The sequence below is a fragment of the Variovorax sp. OV329 genome, from assembly GCF_900114785.1.
In the GTDB taxonomy this organism is placed as follows: domain Bacteria; phylum Pseudomonadota; class Gammaproteobacteria; order Burkholderiales; family Burkholderiaceae_C; genus Variovorax.
Genome location: NZ_FOUG01000003.1, coordinates 323,897 through 344,128, shown reverse-complemented (window position 1 = coordinate 344,128; position 20,232 = coordinate 323,897). Strand labels below are relative to the sequence as shown.

The 20,232-nt window shown below is 68.0% G+C and carries 16 protein-coding genes; 6 read left to right on the top strand and 10 right to left on the bottom strand.

The features are described 5' to 3' along the window. Positions 1 to 153 precede the first annotated feature (153 nt). From BM345_RS06765 to BM345_RS06750, 4 genes are all read right to left on the bottom strand, one after another. Positions 154 to 1,407 carry a porin gene (locus BM345_RS06765; RefSeq protein ID WP_254789611.1) on the bottom strand — a complete coding sequence of 418 codons (1,254 nt, stop codon included), beginning with the start codon at positions 1,405 to 1,407 and terminating at the stop codon, positions 154 to 156. 682 nt (positions 1,408 to 2,089) lie between these two features. Beyond that, positions 2,090 to 6,730 carry a PAS domain S-box protein gene (locus BM345_RS06760; protein ID WP_093376964.1) on the bottom strand — a complete coding sequence of 1,547 codons (4,641 nt, stop codon included), beginning with the start codon at positions 6,728 to 6,730 and terminating at the stop codon, positions 2,090 to 2,092. A gap of 24 nt (positions 6,731 to 6,754) precedes the next feature. After that, positions 6,755 to 7,744 carry a chemotaxis protein CheB gene (locus tag BM345_RS06755; protein ID WP_093376962.1) on the bottom strand — a complete coding sequence of 330 codons (990 nt, stop codon included), beginning with the start codon at positions 7,742 to 7,744 and terminating at the stop codon, positions 6,755 to 6,757. A gap of 183 nt (positions 7,745 to 7,927) precedes the next feature. Then, entirely contained in the window at positions 7,928 to 8,323 is a 396-nt protein-coding gene (locus tag BM345_RS06750; RefSeq protein ID WP_093376959.1) for a hypothetical protein, read from the bottom strand. A 313-nt stretch (positions 8,324 to 8,636) separates the two neighbouring features. Between BM345_RS06750 and BM345_RS06745 the strand changes: the two genes are divergently transcribed. After that, entirely contained in the window at positions 8,637 to 9,374 is a 738-nt protein-coding gene (locus BM345_RS06745) for an MgtC/SapB family protein (protein WP_139237474.1), read from the top strand. Between the two features lie 91 nt (positions 9,375 to 9,465). Here the strand turns inward: BM345_RS06745 and BM345_RS06740 are convergent, their stop codons facing one another. Continuing rightward, complete coding sequence (locus BM345_RS06740) at positions 9,466 to 10,083, bottom strand: DJ-1/PfpI family protein (protein WP_093376955.1); 618 nt, start codon at positions 10,081 to 10,083, stop codon at positions 9,466 to 9,468. Between the two features lie 95 nt (positions 10,084 to 10,178). Here BM345_RS06740 and BM345_RS06735 point away from each other — a divergent pair, with 95 nt between their 5' ends. Further along, positions 10,179 to 11,513, top strand: coding sequence for an aminotransferase-like domain-containing protein (locus BM345_RS06735; RefSeq protein ID WP_093376953.1), 1,335 nt, complete (start codon positions 10,179 to 10,181; stop codon positions 11,511 to 11,513). A gap of 14 nt (positions 11,514 to 11,527) precedes the next feature. Here BM345_RS06735 and BM345_RS06730 read toward each other — a convergent pair whose 3' ends face one another. The 5 genes from BM345_RS06730 to BM345_RS06710 all read right to left on the bottom strand — a co-directional run bounded on the left by BM345_RS06730 (position 11,528) and on the right by BM345_RS06710 (position 15,372). Next, complete coding sequence (locus BM345_RS06730; RefSeq protein WP_254789609.1) at positions 11,528 to 12,607, bottom strand: alpha/beta fold hydrolase; 1,080 nt, start codon at positions 12,605 to 12,607, stop codon at positions 11,528 to 11,530. Between the two features lie 24 nt (positions 12,608 to 12,631). Next, a complete protein-coding gene (locus BM345_RS06725) occupies positions 12,632 to 13,060 on the bottom strand; it encodes an Ohr family peroxiredoxin (protein WP_093376947.1) in 429 nt (142 codons plus the stop codon). A gap of 203 nt (positions 13,061 to 13,263) precedes the next feature. Next, positions 13,264 to 13,953, bottom strand: coding sequence for a response regulator transcription factor (locus BM345_RS06720; protein WP_093376945.1), 690 nt, complete (start codon positions 13,951 to 13,953; stop codon positions 13,264 to 13,266). 45 nt (positions 13,954 to 13,998) lie between these two features. Beyond that, entirely contained in the window at positions 13,999 to 14,523 is a 525-nt protein-coding gene (locus tag BM345_RS06715) for a hypothetical protein (RefSeq protein WP_093376942.1), read from the bottom strand. A 126-nt stretch (positions 14,524 to 14,649) separates the two neighbouring features. Beyond that, a complete protein-coding gene (locus tag BM345_RS06710; RefSeq protein WP_093376940.1) occupies positions 14,650 to 15,372 on the bottom strand; it encodes a hypothetical protein in 723 nt (240 codons plus the stop codon). A 211-nt stretch (positions 15,373 to 15,583) separates the two neighbouring features. Here BM345_RS06710 and BM345_RS06705 point away from each other — a divergent pair, with 211 nt between their 5' ends. From BM345_RS06705 to BM345_RS06690, 4 genes are read left to right on the top strand one after another with little or no spacing between them, the layout of a single operon-like run. Next, complete coding sequence (locus BM345_RS06705; RefSeq protein WP_093376937.1) at positions 15,584 to 17,638, top strand: FUSC family protein; 2,055 nt, start codon at positions 15,584 to 15,586, stop codon at positions 17,636 to 17,638. Continuing rightward, positions 17,635 to 17,865, top strand: coding sequence for a DUF1656 domain-containing protein (locus tag BM345_RS06700; protein ID WP_093376934.1), 231 nt, complete (start codon positions 17,635 to 17,637; stop codon positions 17,863 to 17,865). Before BM345_RS06705 ends, BM345_RS06700 begins: the two co-directional genes overlap by 4 nt. 6 nt (positions 17,866 to 17,871) lie before the next feature. Continuing rightward, entirely contained in the window at positions 17,872 to 18,777 is a 906-nt protein-coding gene (locus BM345_RS06695) for an efflux RND transporter periplasmic adaptor subunit (RefSeq protein WP_093376932.1), read from the top strand. Then, the gene (locus BM345_RS06690; RefSeq protein WP_093376929.1) at positions 18,774 to 20,219 is read left to right on the top strand and encodes a TolC family protein; all 1,446 of its coding nucleotides are present in this window, start codon (positions 18,774 to 18,776) and stop codon (positions 20,217 to 20,219) included. The genes BM345_RS06695 and BM345_RS06690 overlap by 4 nt, the downstream gene beginning before the upstream one ends. Positions 20,220 to 20,232: the final 13 nt, after the last annotated feature.

Sequence of the window (20,232 nt, the reverse complement as noted above, 5' to 3'; positions counted from 1 at the left end):
CCTGACAGGCAGCGCGCGGCGCGCCGGCGTCAGGGTTTTCGCAAGGAGGGCGGCGTGCCGCCCTGCACACGCTGCGAAAGATTCTCAACGCGTCCGATCGTGGAACCCACAGGGCAAGTGCTGCTACCCCGCGGTCACGCGCGGGACCAACGATCAGAACGAGTGCCGGATGCCGAAGTCATACCCGTAGCCCATATCCGCGCGATAGCCGGTCTGATTCAGGTCGGCCAGCGTGGGGCTGGCGTAGCCCACCGAGCCGTTGGGCGGCAGCGCTGGCGGCAGTGCCGCGCCGTTCTTGTTCTTCGTGTAGGCGAAGCTCGCGTACAGCGCCGTGCGCTTGGACAGGTTGTGCACGTAGCCCAGCGAGAACTTGTCGGCCTTGGGCTCCGGCAGATCCTGCCCTGAGGTGTTTGCCGCCGCCTGGTCGACGTTCGCCTGCAGGTGCGAATACGCCACGCGGATCAGCCCCACGCCCACCGGCACGCTCGCGCCCAGCAGGTAGCCCTTGACCCTGGCGTCGCCCGTGGGCTGCGGCGTGCTCACATAGTCGTTCTTCAGCTGCACGTACGAGTATTCGCCGAAAAGCTTGACCGGGCCGAAGTCATAGGAGCCCGCCACGTTGCTGGTATTCAAGTACTTTGTGCTGCCCGCGTAGTAGTTGTCGCCCACGGTGCTGGAGCCGTAGGCCGCGCCGACGTCCACCGGGCCGTTGGCCCAGCCCAGTCGCCCGCCTGCGTAGCGGCCCGTGCGTGCGGTGTTCAAGGCGTTGGGGGGCGTGCTGGTGCCGGGGTCGTACTTGGTGTTCTCGCCGAATGCGTACATCACCTGGCCATAGAGGCCACCCAGGCCCGCCGGCAGGAAATAGCTCACGGCATTGCCTGCGCGCACATAGTTCGGGTTGACCAGCAGGGCATTGATGGTGCCCGGGCTGCCCGAGCCCCCCAGCAGCATGCTGATGGCGCTGGCGCCCACGCCCACCGTGCCGAAGGGGTCGAAGACGGTGTCGTTCCAGAAGGTGGGCGTGTAGTCGCGGCCCAGGCGCAGTTCGCCAAAACGGCTTGTCAGGCTGACGGTGGAGCGCCGATTGAAAAGCGCCACAGGCGAGATGGCCGAGCCGGTGTCATTGGCCAAGCCCGCCTCCAGCCAGAAGCCCACCGCCAGGCCGCCACCGAGGTCCTCGGTGCCGCTGAAGCCCAGGCGGCTGCCGGCGTAGTTGCCGGTGGACAGGGCCCACTGGCTCTGGCGCAGATTGGGCTGCGTCCCGACGCGGTCCTTGCTATTGGTCTGGTAGTAGCTCACGCCGGCGTCCAGCACGCCGAATACCGTCACGCGCGACTGCGCCGAGGCACTTCCGGCGGCCGCCAGGGCCGCGAGGGCTGCGAGGCTCGTCTGCACTGCCGATGTCACACGTGTCTCCTTGTTCGACCCGTGGTTCGGTTATCGGTGCAGACGGGATACAGTTCAAGGCGCCCGAGCACCCCGGTCCGAGCGCAAGGCGAAACTGTTCTCCCGGCAGCCTGGGCCGCGCCCGGCCCAGGCACCATCATTCACCGCCGCACTCGCCCGGCCGGTCCCAGTCGTAAGCCAGCGGTCGCTTGTGCAGGAAGCGCTACAGCGCATCGGCACGAAAGGGAAGCGACATGGCCACGGCCTGCTGGTGCGCCTCGATTTCGGCCAGCGTCCCGTAGTTGCTGTCGAAGCTGCGGTTGAGCGAATTCTTGATCGGGGCTGAAGCGCAAGTCGCGCATGTCCGGCTCGGTCGCCCTTTCCCTGGATCGCATGCGCTCCAAGTAAAGCGGTAAGGGGCTGCGTGAACTCAGCGGCAGGTGCAGACGCTCCGGGCGCGTAGTCGAGCAGCCGCTGGATGAGCCTGAAGACTGGTGCAGGTTGTTTGTCGAGCATGATGACCAGCTCTCGCTGCCGAACGGCCAAAACCTGTACCAGCGAGATCACCCAATGCTCGAGCGTCAGGCGTTCACGACGCCAAGCCAGCAGCGCGGTGGTCTTGCCGCTACCCGCCTGCCCCAGCACGACCGTGCAGCGCTGCCGCGTGGTTCCCGTTGCGCGATGCCGCCCGTCCGGACGCGAATCAGGATGCAGCCGAACGCTCGCCTCGCCGCAGCGCGAGCTGTTCCTCGATCAGCTTGGCGACCTGATCGGAGTCGATCGGCTTGGTCAAGTGCGTATCGAAACCGGCTTCGAGCGAGCGGCGCACGTCGCTTTCCTGTCCCCAGCCGGTCATCGCCAGCAGGATCAGGTTCGCGCCGCCATGGGTCGCGCGCAGGCGGCGGGCCACTTCGTGACCGTCGATGTCCGGCATGCCCACATCCAGCAGCAGAACCGCCGGATTGAATTCCGCCGCCAGCTGCAGTGCGCGCCGCCCGCCCGCGGCGGTCATGGTGCGATAGCCGGAGACCTCGAGCAGCTTGGCCATGCTCCACGCAGCATCCTCGTTGTCGTCGGCCACCAGGACCAGCACGTCGCTGGCCGGGCGCTGCATGTCCGGCGTCACGGGCAATGCACGCGATTCGCGTGCACCGAGCACGCGCAGTACGGGCAGCCCGAACTGGAACTCGCTGCCGCTTCCAGGCCCGTTGGACGTGGCGCGTATCCACCCTCCGTGAAGCTGTGCGATGTTGCGCGCCAATGCCAGGCCGATGCCCAGCCCGTCGCCCGCGCGCTCACGAGCCTGCGGCGCCTGCGAAAACATGTCGAACATGGCCTCGATCTCGGCGGGCACCATGCCGATGCCATCGTCGGCCACCTTCACGATGACCTGGTTGCCCGACAGCTCGGCCGAGATATCGATGTGTCCCCCCGGCGGCGTGTACTTCGCTGCGTTGCTCAGCAGGTTGTTCACGACCTGCGCAAGGCGTACCGGATCGCCATCGACCTCGAGCTCGTTGGTCGGCATCCGCACCGCCACGGCGTGGCCCGCGGCCTCGATGATCGGATGCGTCGCCTCCAGTGCCGCCTCGATCACCGAGGAAATGCCGACCGGGCGCTTCTGCATGGTGAGCCGCCCAAGTCGCAGCCGCGAGACGTCCAGCAGGTCGTCGAGCTGCGCAGCCATCGCGCCGGCCTGGCGCCGAACCACTTCGGCGGCACGCTGCAGGTCGCCGCCGCTCCCGGGCGCGATGTCCAGCAGCCGTGCGGCGGCCGTGATCGAGGTGAGCGGGTTGCGCAACTCGTGCGAAAGCACCGCGAGGAAGCGGTCCTTGGCGACATCGGCCGCCTCCAGCGCATCGCGCGAGGCTCGGACGTCGTTCAGCGCGAGCACCAGGTCGGCCTGGCTGCGCTCAATGGCCTGCTGGGCCTCGCGCGCCGCGCTCTGGTCGCGCAGGATCTTGACGAAGCCGACCGCGCGATCATCCGCATCGCGCATCTGCATCATCACGCCGCTGGCCCAGAACAGGCTTCCGTCCTTGCGGCGGTGGAAGCGGTCGTCACCGGCGCGCCCCTCGCGCAGCGCCTGCTCCGACTCGCGCTGGGGCGCCTTCGCGGCACGGTCCTCGTCGGTAAAGATGATGTCGGCCGGCTGGCCAAGCACTTCATCCTCCGTGAAGCCGAGAAGCCGCTGCGCGCCGGCGTTCCAGACGGTCACGCGCCGCTCCAGATCGGTCGAGAAGATGGCGAACTCGCTGGCGTTCTCGATCACCATGCGAAGCTGCTCGCGGCTGTCACGCAGTGCGGCCTCGATGCGCTTGGCCTCGGTGATGTCGCGCGCGATCGCGGTGCCGGCGACGACGTTGCCGCTGTCGTCGCGGATGGGCGAGACGGTCAGTGAAACCTGTATCTCGGCACCGTCCTTGCGGCGGCGCACGGTCTCGAAGTGTTCGAGCGGCAGCGCGGCGGTCAGCGTGGCGAGGAACATGGTGTCCTCGCTCTCGCCATCGGCCGAGAGCATGGCCACGGGCTGCCCGATCGCCTCCTCGGCCGTGTAGCCGAAGACACGCTCGGCGCCGCCATTCCAGCTCAGGATGGTGCGTTCGAGCGAGAAGCTGACGATGGCGTCGGTGGTCGAGTTCACCACGGCCGAGAGCCACAGGCGCATCTCCTCGGCCTGCTTGCGCTCGGTGATGTTGACGAAGGACAGCACCACGCCGGCGATGCGATCCTCGATGGTGCGGTAGGGCAGCAGCCGCGCCAGATACCAGCTGCCGTCGGCCTGGCCGACTTCGCGCTCGATGGGCACCAGGCGCTCGAGCACGCGCTGCGCGTCTTCCCCCAGCTCGGAGTAGTGCAGCTGCGTGGTGAGGTCGGTCAACGGGCGGCCAACGTCGGTCGGGATCAGGTTGAACAGCGTCACCGCCGAGGGCGTGAAGCGGGTGATGCGCAGTTCGCGGTCGAGGAACACGGTGGCGATGGCCGTCGCGTCCATCAGGTTGTGCATGTCGCTGTTGGCATGCCCCAGCTCGTCGACCTTGCTCTTGAGCTCGTGGTTGACCGTGGTCAGCTCTTCGTTGATCGACTGCAGTTCTTCGCGGCTGGTCTCCAGCTCCTCGGTGGCCGAGCGCAGCTCCTCGTTCATGGCCTGCAGCTCCTCGTTGCTGGCCTTGAGCTCTTCGGTGGAAGCCTCGTACTGCTCGACCGTGTCGCGCAGGTGCGATTTGAGCCGCTCCAGCTCCCGGTCCAGGTGGCGTGCCACCGGATCGGGTTCCGGCCGAGGCGCCGCCCCTTCCGGTGGCCCGAGCGGCAAGGCGGGCGCGTTGGCCTGCAGCACGACCAGGTACATGTCGGCGCCCAGGTCGCTGGCCGGCGTCACGCGGATCGAGATCGACAGGCTCTCGCCGTTGATGTCAACGCCGACGTCGAGCACCTCGGAGTCGGACTTTGTCTGTGCGGCCTGGTAGAGCGCCGCACGCAGCTCGATGCGCAGGCTGGGATTGACCGCGCGCAGCAGGTTGCGGCTGGGTTCCCCGCCGCTGTACTGCAGGAAGCGGCCAGCGCTGGGCGAGAGATGGACGATCTCGTATTCGCTGTCCACCAGGATCGACGGCGGCGCGAGATGCTCGAGCAGCCGCAGGTGCAGCTCGCTCCATGAGGTCTGCCGCGGCTCGCCCGTGCGTACCACGCGGCTGATGGAGTTCGTCGACTGCTCGAAGGCGTTGCCCGCCACCACCGGGCCATCGCGAGCGGCCTGCTGGGCCTCGAGCGCCATCGCCAGGGTCCCCGGCCCGCTGGGCACCGGAAGGCCGACGCGGGGGGTGGGCCGCTGCGCGTAGATCCGGTGCTTCTTGTCGATCACGCCGAAGTGCTGGCTACCGTCCTCCACCGACTCGGAGGACCCGAGGAAGAGGCGCGTGCCGGGAAGCAGGGCGAAGTGGAAGGTGTCGAAGACGCGCGCCTGCGCCTCGCGGTTGAGGTAGATGAACAGGTTGCGGCAGCTCACCAGGTCCAGGCGCGAGAAGGGCGAATCCTTGAGCACGTCGTGCATCGCGAACAGCACCATCTCGCGCAGTTCACGGCGCACCCGGTAGCCGCGGTGCTCCTTGATGAAGAAGCGGCGCAGCCGCTCCTCGGACAGGTCGGCCTCGATGGCGGCCGGGTAGATGCCTTCGCGTGCCGCCTGGATGGCTTCCTCATCCAGGTCGGTGGCAAAGATCTGGATCAGCGGCGGTGACTCCAGCGTGCGTGCGTGCTCGCTCAGCAGTATGGCGATCGAGTACGCCTCTTCGCCGGTGGCACAGGCCGCAACCCAGACGCGCAGCGCATCGTTGGGGCCCTTGTTGGCGAACAGCATCGGGATCTGCTGCTCGAGTGCGGCAAAGCATTCGCTGTCGCGGAAGAAGTTGGTGACGCTGATGAGCAGGTCCTGCAGCAGCGCGCCCGACTCGCCCGCGCGCGTGCGCAGGCAGGTGAGGTAGGACTGCAGGTCGTCGATGCCGTTGACCTGCATGCGCCGCCCGATGCGGCGAAGGATGGTCGCGCGCTTGTAGTACGAGAAGTCGCGCCCGGTGCGCGTGCGCAGGAAGCTGAGCACGTCGCGCAGGGCCGCTTCGTCCGCGCTGCCCGGCGGGCGCGCCGCATGCGTGGGCTGCGGGCCGATCACGGGCGGCAGGCGAACCAGCGGCTCGAGCCGGTAGTACTCCAGCAGCTTGGCGGCGATCTCGCCGACGGGCAGCACCCAGTCCACCATGCCGGTGGAAATCGCGGAACGCGGCATGCCGCCGTGTTCGGCCTCGTCCGGATCCTGCGCCACCGTCAGGCCGCCGCGTTCCTTGATGCGCTTGATCCCGATGGCGCCGTCGCCGTCCGCGCCGGAAAGCACCACCGCGGCCGAGTGCGGCCCGTGGGTGTCGGCGAGGGTACGGAAGAACAGATCGACCGCCACGTGGCGGCCGCGATCGGACTGTGGCTCGGCCAGTTGGACATGGCCGTCGACCATGCGCAGCGACTTGCGCGGCGGAATCACGTAGACCCGGTTAGGCTCGATGCGCAGCGTGTCCTGCACCTGCAACACATCCATCTCGGTGCAGCGCTGCAGCAGTTCGGGCAGGGTGCTCTCGTGTTCCGGCGACAGGTGGAGCACCACCACGAAGGCCAGGCCAGGATCGGCCGGAACCGTCTTGAAGAACGAAACCAGCGACGCGATGCCGCCCGCGGAGCCACCCAGCCCGACCACGGGAACCGTCTGGTAGCCGCCCGCGGGCACGAAGTTATCCGACAGATCGCCGTTCAGCTCTTCTGGCGGTAAAGGGTTTTCCCTCTCCGAATCTGCTTGACTCATCGACCTTCCCAATGAAGGAAGGAATTATGCGCTCCGGAAGTCTTCCTCTTCGATGAGTCGGGTCAAGATCGCCGCCTGCTGGCGGAACTCGTTCGCGCGTTTTTCGCCGGCCGCCGCCTCGCTGGTTTGCCCCGTCTGCCGCGCAACCGCGGCGAGCCGGCGCAGCAATATCTCTTTCTCCTGCAAGGCGCGTACGCCGCTTCGCAGCGCCTGGTCGGTGTTGTCGTCCTGCGCCTGCTCCAGGCTGCTCACCGAGAACGCGTGGCCCGTGTGGCACCGGAAGCGCACGGGCCGCGCGCCTTCCAGTTCGAACAGGGCCCCACCGCAGTCCGGGCAGGTCAGCCCCGAGGGCGTACCGATGCGCAGAAGGTTTTCCATGCGTTCGATCCCCTGGTTGATCTCGACCTCGCGCAAGACCAGATCCGGCGGCGCGCCGACCTCCGGCGACGGAGCGCCGGCAACCATCCGCACCAGCGCCGGCGCGATTTCGGGCAGCGGCACGCACAGGTCGACAGCCACGCTCGCCAGCGCGCTGCGTGGCATCGAGGGCTCCAGCGCGCTGCTCGGATCCTGCACGATCGCCCGGCCGCCGCATGACTTGATCGCCTGCAGCCCGGCGGCACCGTCGTCGAGGTGGCCCGAGAGGATCACGCCGATCACGCCCCGGCCCCAGTGAAGCGCGGCCGAACGGAACAGCGGATCGATGGCCGGGCGCGCGTGGTTCTCCTTGGCGCCCAGATTCAGGGTGATGCGATCGCCTTCCAGCAGCATGTGGTGGTCTGGCGGCGCAATGAAGATGGTCCCCCGCTGCAATCTGTCGCCGTCGCTTGCATGCACCGCGCGATTGGGACCATGCTTGCTCAAAAGCTCGGGAAGAATGCTCCGATTGGCGCCGATGTGCTGCACCACCAGCACAGGCGCTGCGAAGTCCCTGGGCAACGCGGATGCCAGTTCCAGCAGGGCCGGGATACCGCCCGACGAGGCGCCGATCACCACGACATAAGGTTCCTTCATCGATAGTCCCTGTACTTGTCATGGGCGACGGCTCACCACCTACGTGCTGGCGCCAAGTCTGGTGCCGATCTCGTTCACGCGGGTCGCAAGTCGCGCTTCGTCCGGGGAGCTTCCCTGACTGTAGGACGCCATCGGCTTGAATACTGTCAGCGGGCATGCCGTGTGGGCCGGCTGGCGCGCGCGCTATTGACCGTCGTCGCGCAGAAATCCTGCGATGACCTGCATCTCCAGCCAGTGCTCCGGGCTGGGCTGCCACAGGCGCTCGTTGGCGGACAAGCGTTGAATGAGCTGCATCTTCTCTTCCACGGACCGCACAGATGTGTGCCGCACGTTCGAGCAGTCCAGGTACTCCCGAAGGGCGCTCAGCATCTTCCTGCCAAGTGCAGCCACGAGCGCATATTCGGCGGCGTCCGGCCAGGGGCCACACCCGTCTACGGCAGCTTCCAACCGCGCCACCAATGCCCGATGCACGCGGAAGTACTCGCCTCTCGTCTGCTCGTACGAGACGCGAAGCACTTGCAGCTTTTCGAGGTGCATATGCGCAGTTTGCAACCAAACCTGGCGACGCCTGTAGGACATCGCACCTTCCGAAAAGGGCTTCCAGGAACAGCGCCTGATGTCCCCCGCGCGAGCGACCCTGGCATGCCCACCCCCGGCTGCCTCAGACCCCGAGCGCCGGGTCGGGCACAAAGCGCCAGTCGTGCGCGAGCTACTTCTTGCCGAAGTTCTTTTGACTCAGCAGAAACAGCGTTTTGCGAAGCGTTGCCTTATCGATCGGCCGCGATTCGCCTAGAGTCGGTTGGACGCAGCGACAAGCAATCCCACCAGCCAATCCATCCGACATGAGAGCACGACTTCCGGCCCAGTGCCTTCATGGCAGCAAGGAGGGGATGTGTCCCAACTTGGCATGATCAACAGCTGGCATGGCGCTGGCGTGTGGATGGTGTTGAACATGGCGGGTGCGCTGCTACTGGGCTGGTTTGTCGGCTACGAGCGTTATTTCAGCGGACGCGCTGCGGGCAGCCAGGTCTATTGCCTGGTCTGCGCGACCTCCTGTGCCGTCACCTTGGTGGCTGGCTATCCCTCGATCTGGTACTGGGGCAGCCACGACACTGTCATTGCAGCCGACCCCACGAAAGTCATCGGCGCCATCCTGACGGGCATTGGTTTTCTTGGTGCCGGGCTCATCGTGAAGAGCGGTCACAACGTGCGTGGGCTGACGACCGCTGCATCCATCTGGGGGTCCTCGGCGATCGGCATCCTGGTCGGTGTGGGGTTCTACGTACCGGCCATCGGGCTGACGGCGTTGTTCGTGGTCTGCACGGCCATCGTGCCCCGCGTCGAGCATCGCCTGCCTGCCCACGCGGCAATGACGGGAACGTTCCGGTTTCGCAAGGGCCACCGACCCGAGCCCGAAGAAGTCCATCGCTTCCTGGTCAAACGCGGACTTCGGGTTCCACCCGAGAGTGTCTCCATCAGCTTCGACGGCACGCATTTCGAGATCCAGTGCCTGATCTTCGCGAGTTCGAGTTCGAGCTCGCGCGGCAGCGCGCTGAGCGCCATCGGGGAAGACCTGTCCCAACTTGAAGATGTCGAGGGCTTCAGCCTTACGCATTCGAGCCGGGCATGAAAGACAGAAGCTTCGACGCACCACAGGCGACGCGTTGAGTCGAACTCGATGTTTCCCAAGCCAAAGCGCGCCCGAAGGGGCCGCGGAACGCTTACACGGCCACCAGGCTTGGCTGAAGGTACGGCGCGATGTTGCGCATCGCACGCTCGACATAGATTTCCTTCTCGCCCACCGGTGCGACGTAGTGCATGGCCTCGACCGCAGCGTCGACACTTTCCAGCCGAGCGATGACCCAAGCCGCGAGGTACTGCGATGACAGGCAGCCGCCGGCCGTGGCGATGTTGCCCTTGGCGAAGAAGGGCTGATCGACCACGTCGACTCCCGCCTCCTGCACCCAGGGCTTGGTCGTGAGGTCCGTGCAGGCCGGGGCGCCGTCCAGCAGGCCGAGCTTGGCCAGCACCAGCGTTCCGGAGCACTGGGCACCCAGCAACTGCCGCTCCGGGTCGAAGCGCAGTTGCGCCATCAGCCCGGCATCCGCCACGACGTCGCGCGTCAGCCGTCCGCTGCCCACGATGACTGCGTCGGCCGACCGTGCCTCGCTCAGGCTTGCCTGCGCTTCGAGCACGACGCCGTTCATGGAGCGCACGCGCGGCGCGGGACACGCCAGGGACACCCGCCAATCCGGCCGCTTGACCCGGTTCAGGATTCCCAGGGCGATGATCGAGTCGAGTTCGTTGAAGCCTTCGAAAGTGAGAATGGCGATGTGCATGGCGATCTCCGGTGGCGTTGGCTGGCTGGTCGATGCGTTGCATGGTAGGACGCCATCCCAATACAATCAAATAATTGTCATGAATACACTGCCCCATGGCCCTCGCCCGATACAAGGAACTGGTCGACCGGCTCGCGGCTGACATCCGCGAGGGCCGGCTGACCCCGGGCACTCGCCTGCCCACGCACCGCAAGCTGGCCGCGCGCGAAGGGTTGGCCCTCGTCACGGCCACCCGCGTGTATGCGGAGCTCGAGGCCATGGGCCTCGTGAGCGGGGAAAAGGGCCGCGGCACCTTCGTGCGCGAAACCCTGCTGCCGCGCAATCCGGGCATGGATGCCTACGCCACCGCGGTGGACATGACGGACCTGAGCTTCAACTACCCATCGCTCCCCGGCCAGGCCGACATGCTGCGCGCGTCGCTGCGCCGGCTGGCCGGCGGCGGCGACCTGGAGGCGCTCCTGCGCTACCAGCCACACGGTGGCCGCGCGCCCGAGCGGGCTTCCGTGGCGCGCCACCTGGGCAGCCGGGGTCTAGCGATCGGCGCGGACCAGGTGGCCATCGTGAACGGCACGCAGCACGGCCTCGCGACGACGGCCATGGCGCTGCTCCAGCCGGGCGACGTGGTCGCGGTCGATGCACTGACCTACCCAGGCTTCAAGCTGGTCGCCGAGACCCAGCATCTCGAGATCGCAGCGCTTCCGGCCGCAGGCGCGGGGCCCGACGTGGATGCGCTCGAAGCGCTGTGCAAGCGCCGGCGCGTCAAGGCCGTGTACGTCATGCCCACGCTTCACAACCCGCTCGGATGGGTGATGAGCGCCAGCCGGCGGCGGCAGCTGGTGGCGGTGGCCCGGCGCCATGGGCTGGTCCTGATCGAGGATGCGGCCTACGCCTTTCTCGAGGCGGACCCGCCCCCGCCCCTGGCCGCGCTGGCACCGGAGCTGACGGTCTACGTGTCTGGACTTTCCAAGAGCGTGGCCACGGGCCTGCGGGTGGGCTTCGTCGCTGCACCGGCCGCATGGCTGCCGAAGATCGAGCGGGCCATCCGCGCCACGACCTGGAACACCCCGGCCATCCTCACGTCCATGGCCTGCTCATGGATCGACGACGGGACCGTCGCCAGGCTCGAGGCCGAGAAGCGCCAGGATGCGATCAGCCGCCAGGCGGTCGCGGGCGACGTTCTTTCCGGGCGGCGATGCACCCGTCACCCGGCCTCCTATTTCGTGTGGGTCTGGCTGCCGGAGGAGGTGCGGGCCGACCGGGTCGCCAGGACCCTGATGTCCGAACATGTGTCGGTTTCCACCGCCGAACCCTATGCCACCACCGCGCATGTGCCGCATGCGCTTCGGCTGGCACTGGGTTCCGTCGGCATGGAGGCGCTGCGGGCAGCGCTCCAGGCCGTACGGCGCGTCATCGACGACCAGGCGTACTGACCGCGCGCGCGTGCTCACCCCCGCGAGGAGAGCCGATCCGCGTCGACGATGGCCTGCGCAAAAGCCTGGGGCGCTTCCTGCGGCAGGTTGTGGCCGATGCCACCGGGGATCAGCCGATGCTCGTAGGGGCCGGTGAACTTCTTCGCGTAGGCCTCGGGCTCCGGGTGCGGCGCGCCATTGGCGTCGCCTTCCATGGTGATGGTGGGAACACGGATGGCGGGAAACTTCGCCAGCCTGCCCTCCACCTCGTCGTAGCGCGACTCGCCGTCGGCCGCGCCGATGCGCCAGCGGTAGTTGTGGATCGCGATCGCCACGTGGTCCGGGTTGTCGAAGGCCGCGGCACTGCGCTCGAAAGTCGCATCGTCGAACCGCCACTGCGGCGAGGCCGTCTGCCAGATCAGCCTCGCGAACTCGCGGCGGTACTTCTCGTAGCCCTGGCGTCCGCGTTCGGTGGCGAAGTAGTACTGGTACCACCACGCCAGCTCGGCCTTGGGCGGCAGGGGCGCCTTGTTGGCCTCGCGGCTGGTGACCAGGTAGCCGCTGACCGACACCAGGGCCTTGACCCGCTCGGGCCACAGCGCGGCCATGACGCCGGCGGTTCGTGCACCCCAGTCGCAGCCGCCGACGACGGCCTGCTCGATGCGCAGGGCATCCATCAAGGCGATGGTGTCGAGCGCCAGCGCCGCGGGCTGCCCGTTGCGCACCGTATCGGCCGACAGGAAGCGCGTGGTGCCGTAGCCCCGCACGAAGGGCACGATGACCCGGTACCCCTTGGCCGCGAGCAGGGGCGCCACGTCGGCATAGGTGTGGATGTCGTAGGGCCAGCCGTGCAGCAGCAGCGCGACCGGCCCCTTGGCCGGTCCGAGCTCGGCATAGCCGACATTGAGATCGCCCGCATCGATCTGCTTCAACCGGCCGAACGAAGCCTGCGACGCAGCCTTCCCCACCGGCCTCGCGGCCACGCTGCCGTCGTCTTTCGGACTCGCCATCGCGCTCCTGACGCCGACTTGCGTCGTCAGGAGAACGGCCGCCGCGTGACCGAAGAAGCGGCGCCGCTCCGCCACTGCGCTCTCGTCTGGTTCATGGTGGTTCATGCCGGGCCTCCGTGCGCCGCGCCCTCAGGCGAGCGTGTACTCCACCGGCACGTTGCCATGCACGGCCTTCGAATACGGGCAGGTCTTCTGCGCCGAATCGATCAGGGCCTGGGCCACCTGTCGATCCAGGCCGGGCAGGCTGACCTTCAGGCGCGCCTGCAGGGCATAGCCGTCTTCGCCAAGGACCAGGTCCACCTCGGCATCGACGGCGGTCTGCGCCGGCAGTGCCACCTTCAGCTGCGCACCCGCAAGTGCCATGGCTCCCTGGAAGCATGCCGACCAGCCGGCGGCCAGCAACTGCTCGGGATTGGTGCCCGGGGCGGCCTTGCCCGGCGCGGTGTGCGTGATGTCGAGGCGGCCGTCATCGCTGCGCGAAACGCCGCCGTCGCGGTTGCCGGCGGTATGGACACGCGCGGTGTAGAGAACCTTCTTCGAATGAAGTGCTGTGGTCATGATGTTTCCTGGGATCTGAAGAAAAAAGAGGAAGGATCGGGATCCGGCTCCAGCGTAGAGGCGCAAGGCATCCGGCGGCACGGGCAGATGCAGGGGCCGCATCTACGCCGGAAGGGGGAGCGCCGCAGCAAGCGTGCAGACGAACGAAGGCCCCGCGCGACATACGTTCGCGCGGGGCCCGGCGAATCACGCTTGGTTCGCGGCTACACCGCCAGTGCCGACCCGTGGTGAGGCACACCCAGCGGCAAGGCTGCAAGCGGCGACGCCAGTGCGTAGTCGCCGACCAGCCCGCGCGAGGCGGCGATTCGTGCGGCCTGCGTGCGCGTGGTGGCGCCCAGCTTGCCCAGGATGGCACTGATGTGGGACTTCACCGTCGTCAGCTCGATGGACAGGGTGCGCGCGATGGACTTGTTCGGCTGCCCCGACGCAACCAGCGTCAGCACCTCGATCTCGCGGGCCGTCAGCACGGCCCGCGTGAGGCTGTCCGCCATGCGCTGGGCCACGGAATGGCTCATGAAACGCAAACCGCCGGCCGCATGGCTGACCGCGTCGACCAGCTCGTCGATCGCGCCGCCGACGAGCACGTAGCCGTGGATTCCCGCTTCGATGGCGCGCCGGATGTCGTTCTCGCGATCGTTGGCCGTCAGCGCGAGGACCCGGGCCCTGCTCCAGAGGCTCATGGACCGGGGCCCGGGAGACTCGAGATGCCGCATGGCGCCCTCGTAGTCGGCAATGACGACGTCGATGACGGGCCCGTCGGCCCCCAGGTTGTCGACGCCGTGGACGAACACCTCGAACATGCCGTGCTGGCGCAATGCGGCCACCAGGCCTGCAGACAGGATTGGGTCCGGGTGATGGATCAGCACGTTGGTGCGTGGGGCTTGGGAGTTCATGCGGGCTCCTGGAGTCGCTGTTGTCTGTGAAGAAGGTGGGCCCGCTCAGGCATGAAGCCGCGCGCAGGCGCATGGAATCCGGGCCGGCGAGCGCGTGCCGGCGCCGGCCGGAGCGCCCTGCCCCTTGGGGCACGCGGTGGTCAGGGCGAGGGACGCGGTGGCCAGGCCATAGCCGATGGAGATCGCCTGCAGTCCGAAATAGCCGCCCAGAAGGCATGCGGCGAAGGCAGGCAGGCTGAACGCCAGGTAGCGCAGGGCAAGCAGGCCGGGCACCAGTTCGGCGTGGCCCGCCGCGCGTCCGGACGGCGCTTTTCTCGAACCCGTAGCGCGAGCACGCCAGTCGACGCGACGGGCGGCTGTTTGCGCAGCCGAACGAGCCAGGGGGAGCATTCCGATCAGCAGGCTGCCCAGAAGTGACGGCTGGCTGGCGATGATTGTCTTCGTGCACCACCAGCCCAGCGAGAAGAAGATGCCGTACAGCGCGTCCAGCGCATCGGCGGTGGGCAGCAGGTGAAACGCCGACCCGACCGGGGCCCTTCGGCCAGCCTCTTGGATCGGATCGGTGTTCATGTCAGTTCCTGGTTGAATCGGTTGATTCGAATGTAGGGAAGCTGCTCGCCTGGAAAAAGAGCGCTCCGCGAAACGTTCTATTGCTGCATCTGAAAATGAACAGCCGCGGTCCGCAGGCGCACGCGCTCAGGAGAAGCGGTAGCCGCTCAGGTCGATGGCAACCATCAGGAGGTCGCGCACCGGCTTCATGTCGGGCCCGCGCACATAGGCACGCCGGCGCGTGGGCATCCTGAAGCCCTGGACCTCCACCATGCCGTCGACATACTGTGCCGCCGGGAAGGCGCCGGCCACGTCCACGTGGTAGTCGTGGCGGCGCAGCAGGAAGTCCTTGTCGCCGAAGTAGAAATCCTGCTCGTCGCTGTGGCTGGCAAGGTGCCTGGGAAACTTCGCGCGAAGGCCGCGCCAGGTTTCCTCGCCCTCCGCGATCGGCTCGATCTCGCTCACCTCGAAGCCCGGCATCGCCATGAAGAAGGGCGTGGTGAGGTAGGTCCACATGGCGTAGCCGTTGAAATAGGCGCGGTGCAGCGGATTCCAGGGGGAATTCATGGTGTGGCCCGCAAAGGACGCACGTGGATCGGCCAGCTCGCGCACCACCTCGCCCGCGGTCGTCTCGATGGCCACGCGACCGGGCCTGAAGCTGGTGCGCCAGTCGGGCTGGCCGAAGGGTGCGACCGAGGCGAACTCCTCGTGCAGCGACACCTGCATCTGCCGCGGCGCGGCATCCTGGACCAGGCCCTTGAGCGCCCACAGGCCACCGCCGGTGGCGATCCGTGCCCGCACGGTGTTCATTTCGTTCCAGCGGCGCAGGCCGCCATGTGCCTCCAGCACGTCCTGCAGAAGATTGTTCATTTCGCGTCCTTTCGAATGGGTGACCCATCCAAGGTAGTCGCGGCCGGACCGGTCCGCCACGGCGTTCGCGTCAAAACTGCATTTCACTGCGGCGGCGGCCGCGGATTGTTGCAACCGGAAGAAGAGCCCTTTGCCGCCAGGCCTCTAACTCCAAAGGACGGCGCCTCCTAGAGTCTCGGCATGCCTGGATGACCCAGGCGGAGACAACCCGATGCTTCCCACCCACAGACGCAGCCTCGTCTTTGCGTCCAAGACCGCAGGTGCGGCGCTTGCCGCCATGCTGGCCGCGCTTTGGCTGAACCTGCCCAACCCCGGCTGGGCGGCGCTGACCGTGTTCCTCACCAGCCAGCAGCTGGGTGCCGTCTCCGGCTCGGTCATCTCCCGCTCCACCTACCGGGTGCTGGGCACGCTGCTGGCGGCTTTCGGCATCCTGTTGCTCATCCCGGTCCTGAACGTGGCACCGGAAGTGCTCATCCTCGGGGTCGCCGCGTGGGTCGCGCTGCTTCTCTATGCGTCGCTGCTGGACCGCAGCCCGCGCAGCTACGTGTTCCTGCTGGCCGCCTACACCCTGCCGCTGATCGGCATGCCCTTGGCCAACTCGCCGCAGTCGGCCTTCGATCTGTCGCTGTGGCGCGTCGAAGAGGTCGCCCTCGGAGCGGTCATCTCGATGGTGGTGCATTCCATCGCTGCGCCCCGCGGCGTCAAGCCGGTGCTTGCCGCCAGGTTCAAGGCCACCATCGTGGATGCAAGGCACTGGATCATCCAGGGGCTGGGCGCCAACGCGGCAGACGGCCTGGCCGCCAAGGCCCGGGCACGCCTGGGGGCCGACCTCGCCGAAGCCCGCACCCTGGCCGCCGTGCTGCGCTTCGAGCCGGGCATCACGCCGCAGGAGCTGGGGCTGGCCACTGCCCTGGAAGAACGCCTGCTCGCCCTGCTGCCGCTGCTGGCCGGCGTGGAAGACCGCCTTGCTGCCGTCGGCCCCGCGGACGAACGCACGCTGGCCGGCATCGAAGCGCATCTCGAAGGCGTGCGCCGCCATCTGGCGCAGCCCTTCGATGCGGAGGAAGGCAAGCGCCTGATCGCCGGCCTGCGCGCGTTTGTCGACACCGCGCGGCCCGACCTGCAGGACCGCGACCTGCTGGTGCTCGGCGCCATGGAGCGGCTGGCCGAACTCGTGCAGGTGTGGGACGAATGCCTGGCGCTGATGCACCACCTGGAAGACCCCGCAGCCGCGCCGGACGAGATGGTTCGTGCGCTCCTTTCCCAGGCGTCCCATCGCGTGCTGCACGTCGATCGCGGCGTGGCGGCGATCTCCGGATTGGCCGCCGCAGGCGCAGTGACCTCAGCCGGCGCGCTGTGCTGGCTGCTGGGGTGGGACCAGGGCACGGTGACCATGGGCATCGCCGCGGTCGGGTGCTGTCTGTTCGCCTTCATCGACGATCCGCGGCCCTTCCAGAAGCTGATGCTGATGGCGGGCACTGCCGCCGTGCCGGTGGCGGCGCTGTATGTGTTCGCGATTCTGCCGGCCCTGGATGGCTACCTCTCGCTCGCCCTGGCGCTGACCCCGCTGCTGTTCATCGACGCCTTCTTCCTCTCGATGCCCAAGTGGGCGGTGCCGGCCATCGGCTTCGAACTGGTGGCTGTCACCCTGATCTCGGTCCAGCCGCAGCAAGCCGGCGATTTCAGCAGCTTCGTGTCCACCGCCATCGGCACGGAGCTCGGTGTCGTCATCGCACTCGTCGTCACCTCGCTCACCCGTGTCATCAGCGCCGAAACCAGCGTGCGCCGGCTCATGCATGCGGCGTGGCAGGACCTGGCGGCCATGGCCGAGGGGCGCTCGGCGACCCTGCGCTTCCAATGGGGCAGCCGCATGATGGATCGGATCGGCCTGCTGCTGCCCCGCATGGCCGGAGCGCGAGGCGTGATCCGTGCGAGGGCCGAGCGTGCCATGGACGACCTGAGGATGGGAGTCAACGTGCTCGACCTTCGCGATGTCGCCTCGCAGTCAGATGCATCCATGCGCTCGGCCATCGACGCCGCGCTCAAGGAGGTGGCCGCGCATTTCCGGCAGCGGCTCACCCGCCCCGACGCCCTGCCCGCGCCGGCCGCACAGGACTCGATCGACCGCGCCATCTCGCAGCTGATCGCCGCCGCGCCCAGTCCCCGCCGGGCACAGGCGCTGGCCGCCGCCGCAGGCCTGCGGCTGGGTCTTTTTCCGCCGGGCAACGCCGCCGTGGCCACCGCTGCACAAGGAGCCGCATCGTGATCGCCGACATCAATCTCTTTGGCATGTTCATCGACGTGGCGCTCGCCACGGCGCTCCTGGCCGCCGTGGTCCTGGGGGTCCTTCATCGCCTCCTGGCCGCGGCCGGGGGCTACCGGTGGATCTGGCATCCGCCGCTGTTCAATCTCGCGCTGTTTGCCGTGCTCTGGCTGGCCCTGGCCTCTGCGGCGGCGCAATTCCAGTACTCCCTGGGCCACCTGCTGGGGTAAAGAACCATGACCATTCCCGTTCAGAAGATTGTGAAGGTAGGCATCACCACCGTCCTCGTCGCCGCCGGCGCCTGGGCGAGCGTCGCGCTGTGGCATCACTACCGGGAGGCACCGTGGACGCGCGACGGCCGCGTGCGCGCGGACGTGGTGCAGATCGCGCCCGACGTGTCGGGCATCGTGGAGAAGATCGCGGTGCACGACAACCAGGAAGTACACAAGGGCGACCTGCTCTTTTCCATCGACCCGGTGCGCCCGCGCATCGCGCTGGACCAGGCGGAAGCCTCGGTGCGCGGCCTGCGCTCGCAGATTGCCCAGGCGCAGCGCGAGAACCGGCGCAACCGGGCCCTGGGCGAACTGGTGCCCGCCGAGGTGAGCGAGCAGAGCTCGCAGAAGCTGGAGCAGCTCAACGCCGCGCTGGCGCAGGCGGCCGCTTCCGTCGACAACGCCAAGGTCAACCTGGCACGCACGCAGGTGGTGGCGCCAGTGGATGGCTGGGTCACCAACCTGGACCTGCGCCCCGGCACCTACGCCACCACCGGGCGGCCGACCATGGCCCTGGTCGACAAGGACTCGATCCACGTCGTGGGCTATTTCGAGGAAACCAAGATCGCCCGCGTGCGCGTCGGCGACACGGTGCGCGTGCGGCTCATCGGCGAGGCGAATGCGCTGACCGGCCACGTCGAAGGCATTGCCGCCGGCATCGAGGACCGGGAGCGCAGCGCGAGCTCGAACCTGCTGGCCAACGTCAACCCGACTTTCAACTGGGTGCGCCTCGCGCAACGCATCCCGGTTCGCGTGCGCCTGGACACCCTGCCCGACGACCGGCGCCTCATCATGGGCCGCACGGTGAGCGTCGACGTGGTGGCTTCCAGCCGGCCTGCGGCAAACGAACATGAAGGAGTGCAGCCATGACATCCCGTCCCTGGCTCCGGTGGCTCGGCCTCGTTGCCGCGGCCTTGCTGGCCGCCTGTACCAGCGTCAGCGCGCCGCCGGCCATGCCGGACGACGCGGCCGTGAACAAGCCGGCGGCGCATGGTGCCTTCATGGACGAGCACCACGCGAACGTCGCACAGGAACCTGTTCCGAACGACTGGTGGCACCTGTACGACAGCCGCGCGCTCGACGAGCTGGTGCAGCAGGCGCTTGCAGCCAACACCGACCTGCGCGTGGCCGCCGCCAACCTGCAGAAGGCCCAGGCAGCGCTCGACCTGGCGGGCGCCGCCCAGGAACCCACCACCAGCCTGAGCGCCAACACCGGCTTTGCCCGCCGCTCGGCGCAGGAAGAGCTGCACCCTGGCAAGCCGCTGCCCAGCAAGTGGGTCTATGGCGCGGGCTTCGGCGTGTCCTACCAGCTGGACCTGTTCGGGCAGATCCAGCGCAGCTTCGATGCGGCGGAAGCCGACGTGGGCGCCGCGACCGGCGCGCGCGACGCCGTCCGCGTCACGGTGGTCGCGGAGACCACGCGCGCCTACCTGGAGATGTGTTCCGCCGGCCGCGAGATCCTCATCGCCAGGAGCCAGGTCGACCTGCAGGCGCAGAGCACGGGGCTCACCCGGCGCCTCGCCACCAACGGCCGCGCTTCGTCGGTGGACGTGGCGCGTTCGTCCGCGCAGGAAGAACAGATCCGCGCCACGATCCCCACCCTGCTCGCGCAAAAGCGCGTGGCCTGGATCCGCCTGGCAGCGCTGACCGGCAAGGCACCGCAGGAGCTGCCCCGGCAGCTGGAGGATTGCGTGCAGGAACCGCTGCTTGGCAAGCCGCTTCCCGTGGGCGATGGTGCCAGCCTGCTCAAGCGCCGCCCGGACATCCGGCGCGCCGAATTCGAAGCCTTGTCCGCTGGCGACCGGATCGGCGTCGCGAAGGCAGACCTCTATCCCAAGGTGGCCCTGGGCGCATCCATCGCCTCGGTCGGCACCCTGGAGCACGCCTTCCGCGACGACAGCTTCAAGTTCTCGCTGGGCCCGCTGATCACCTGGGAGTTCCCGGACAGGACGCGTGCGCATGCGCGCATCCATACGGCCGAGGCCGAACGTGAAGCCGCCCTTGCGCGATTCGACGGCGTCGTGCTGTCTGCGCTCAAGGAGACCGAGAGCGCGCTGGAGGTCTATGCACGCGACCAGGAGCGCTGGGCCACCCTGCAGGCCGCCCGCACGCAGGCGCAGCAGGCCGCGCAGGACACGCAGCGCCTGTACGAGTCCGGACGCATCGGCTATCTCGCGGTGCTGGATGCGCTTCGCACGCTGGCGACGGTCGAGCAGAGCGTGGCTGCCGCGCAGACCCGCGTCGCCGCGGACCAGGTCAGTCTGTTCCTGGCCCTGGGGGGTGGCTGGGGCGACGTTGCGCAGCGGTCGTAGCGGGCACGCAAGG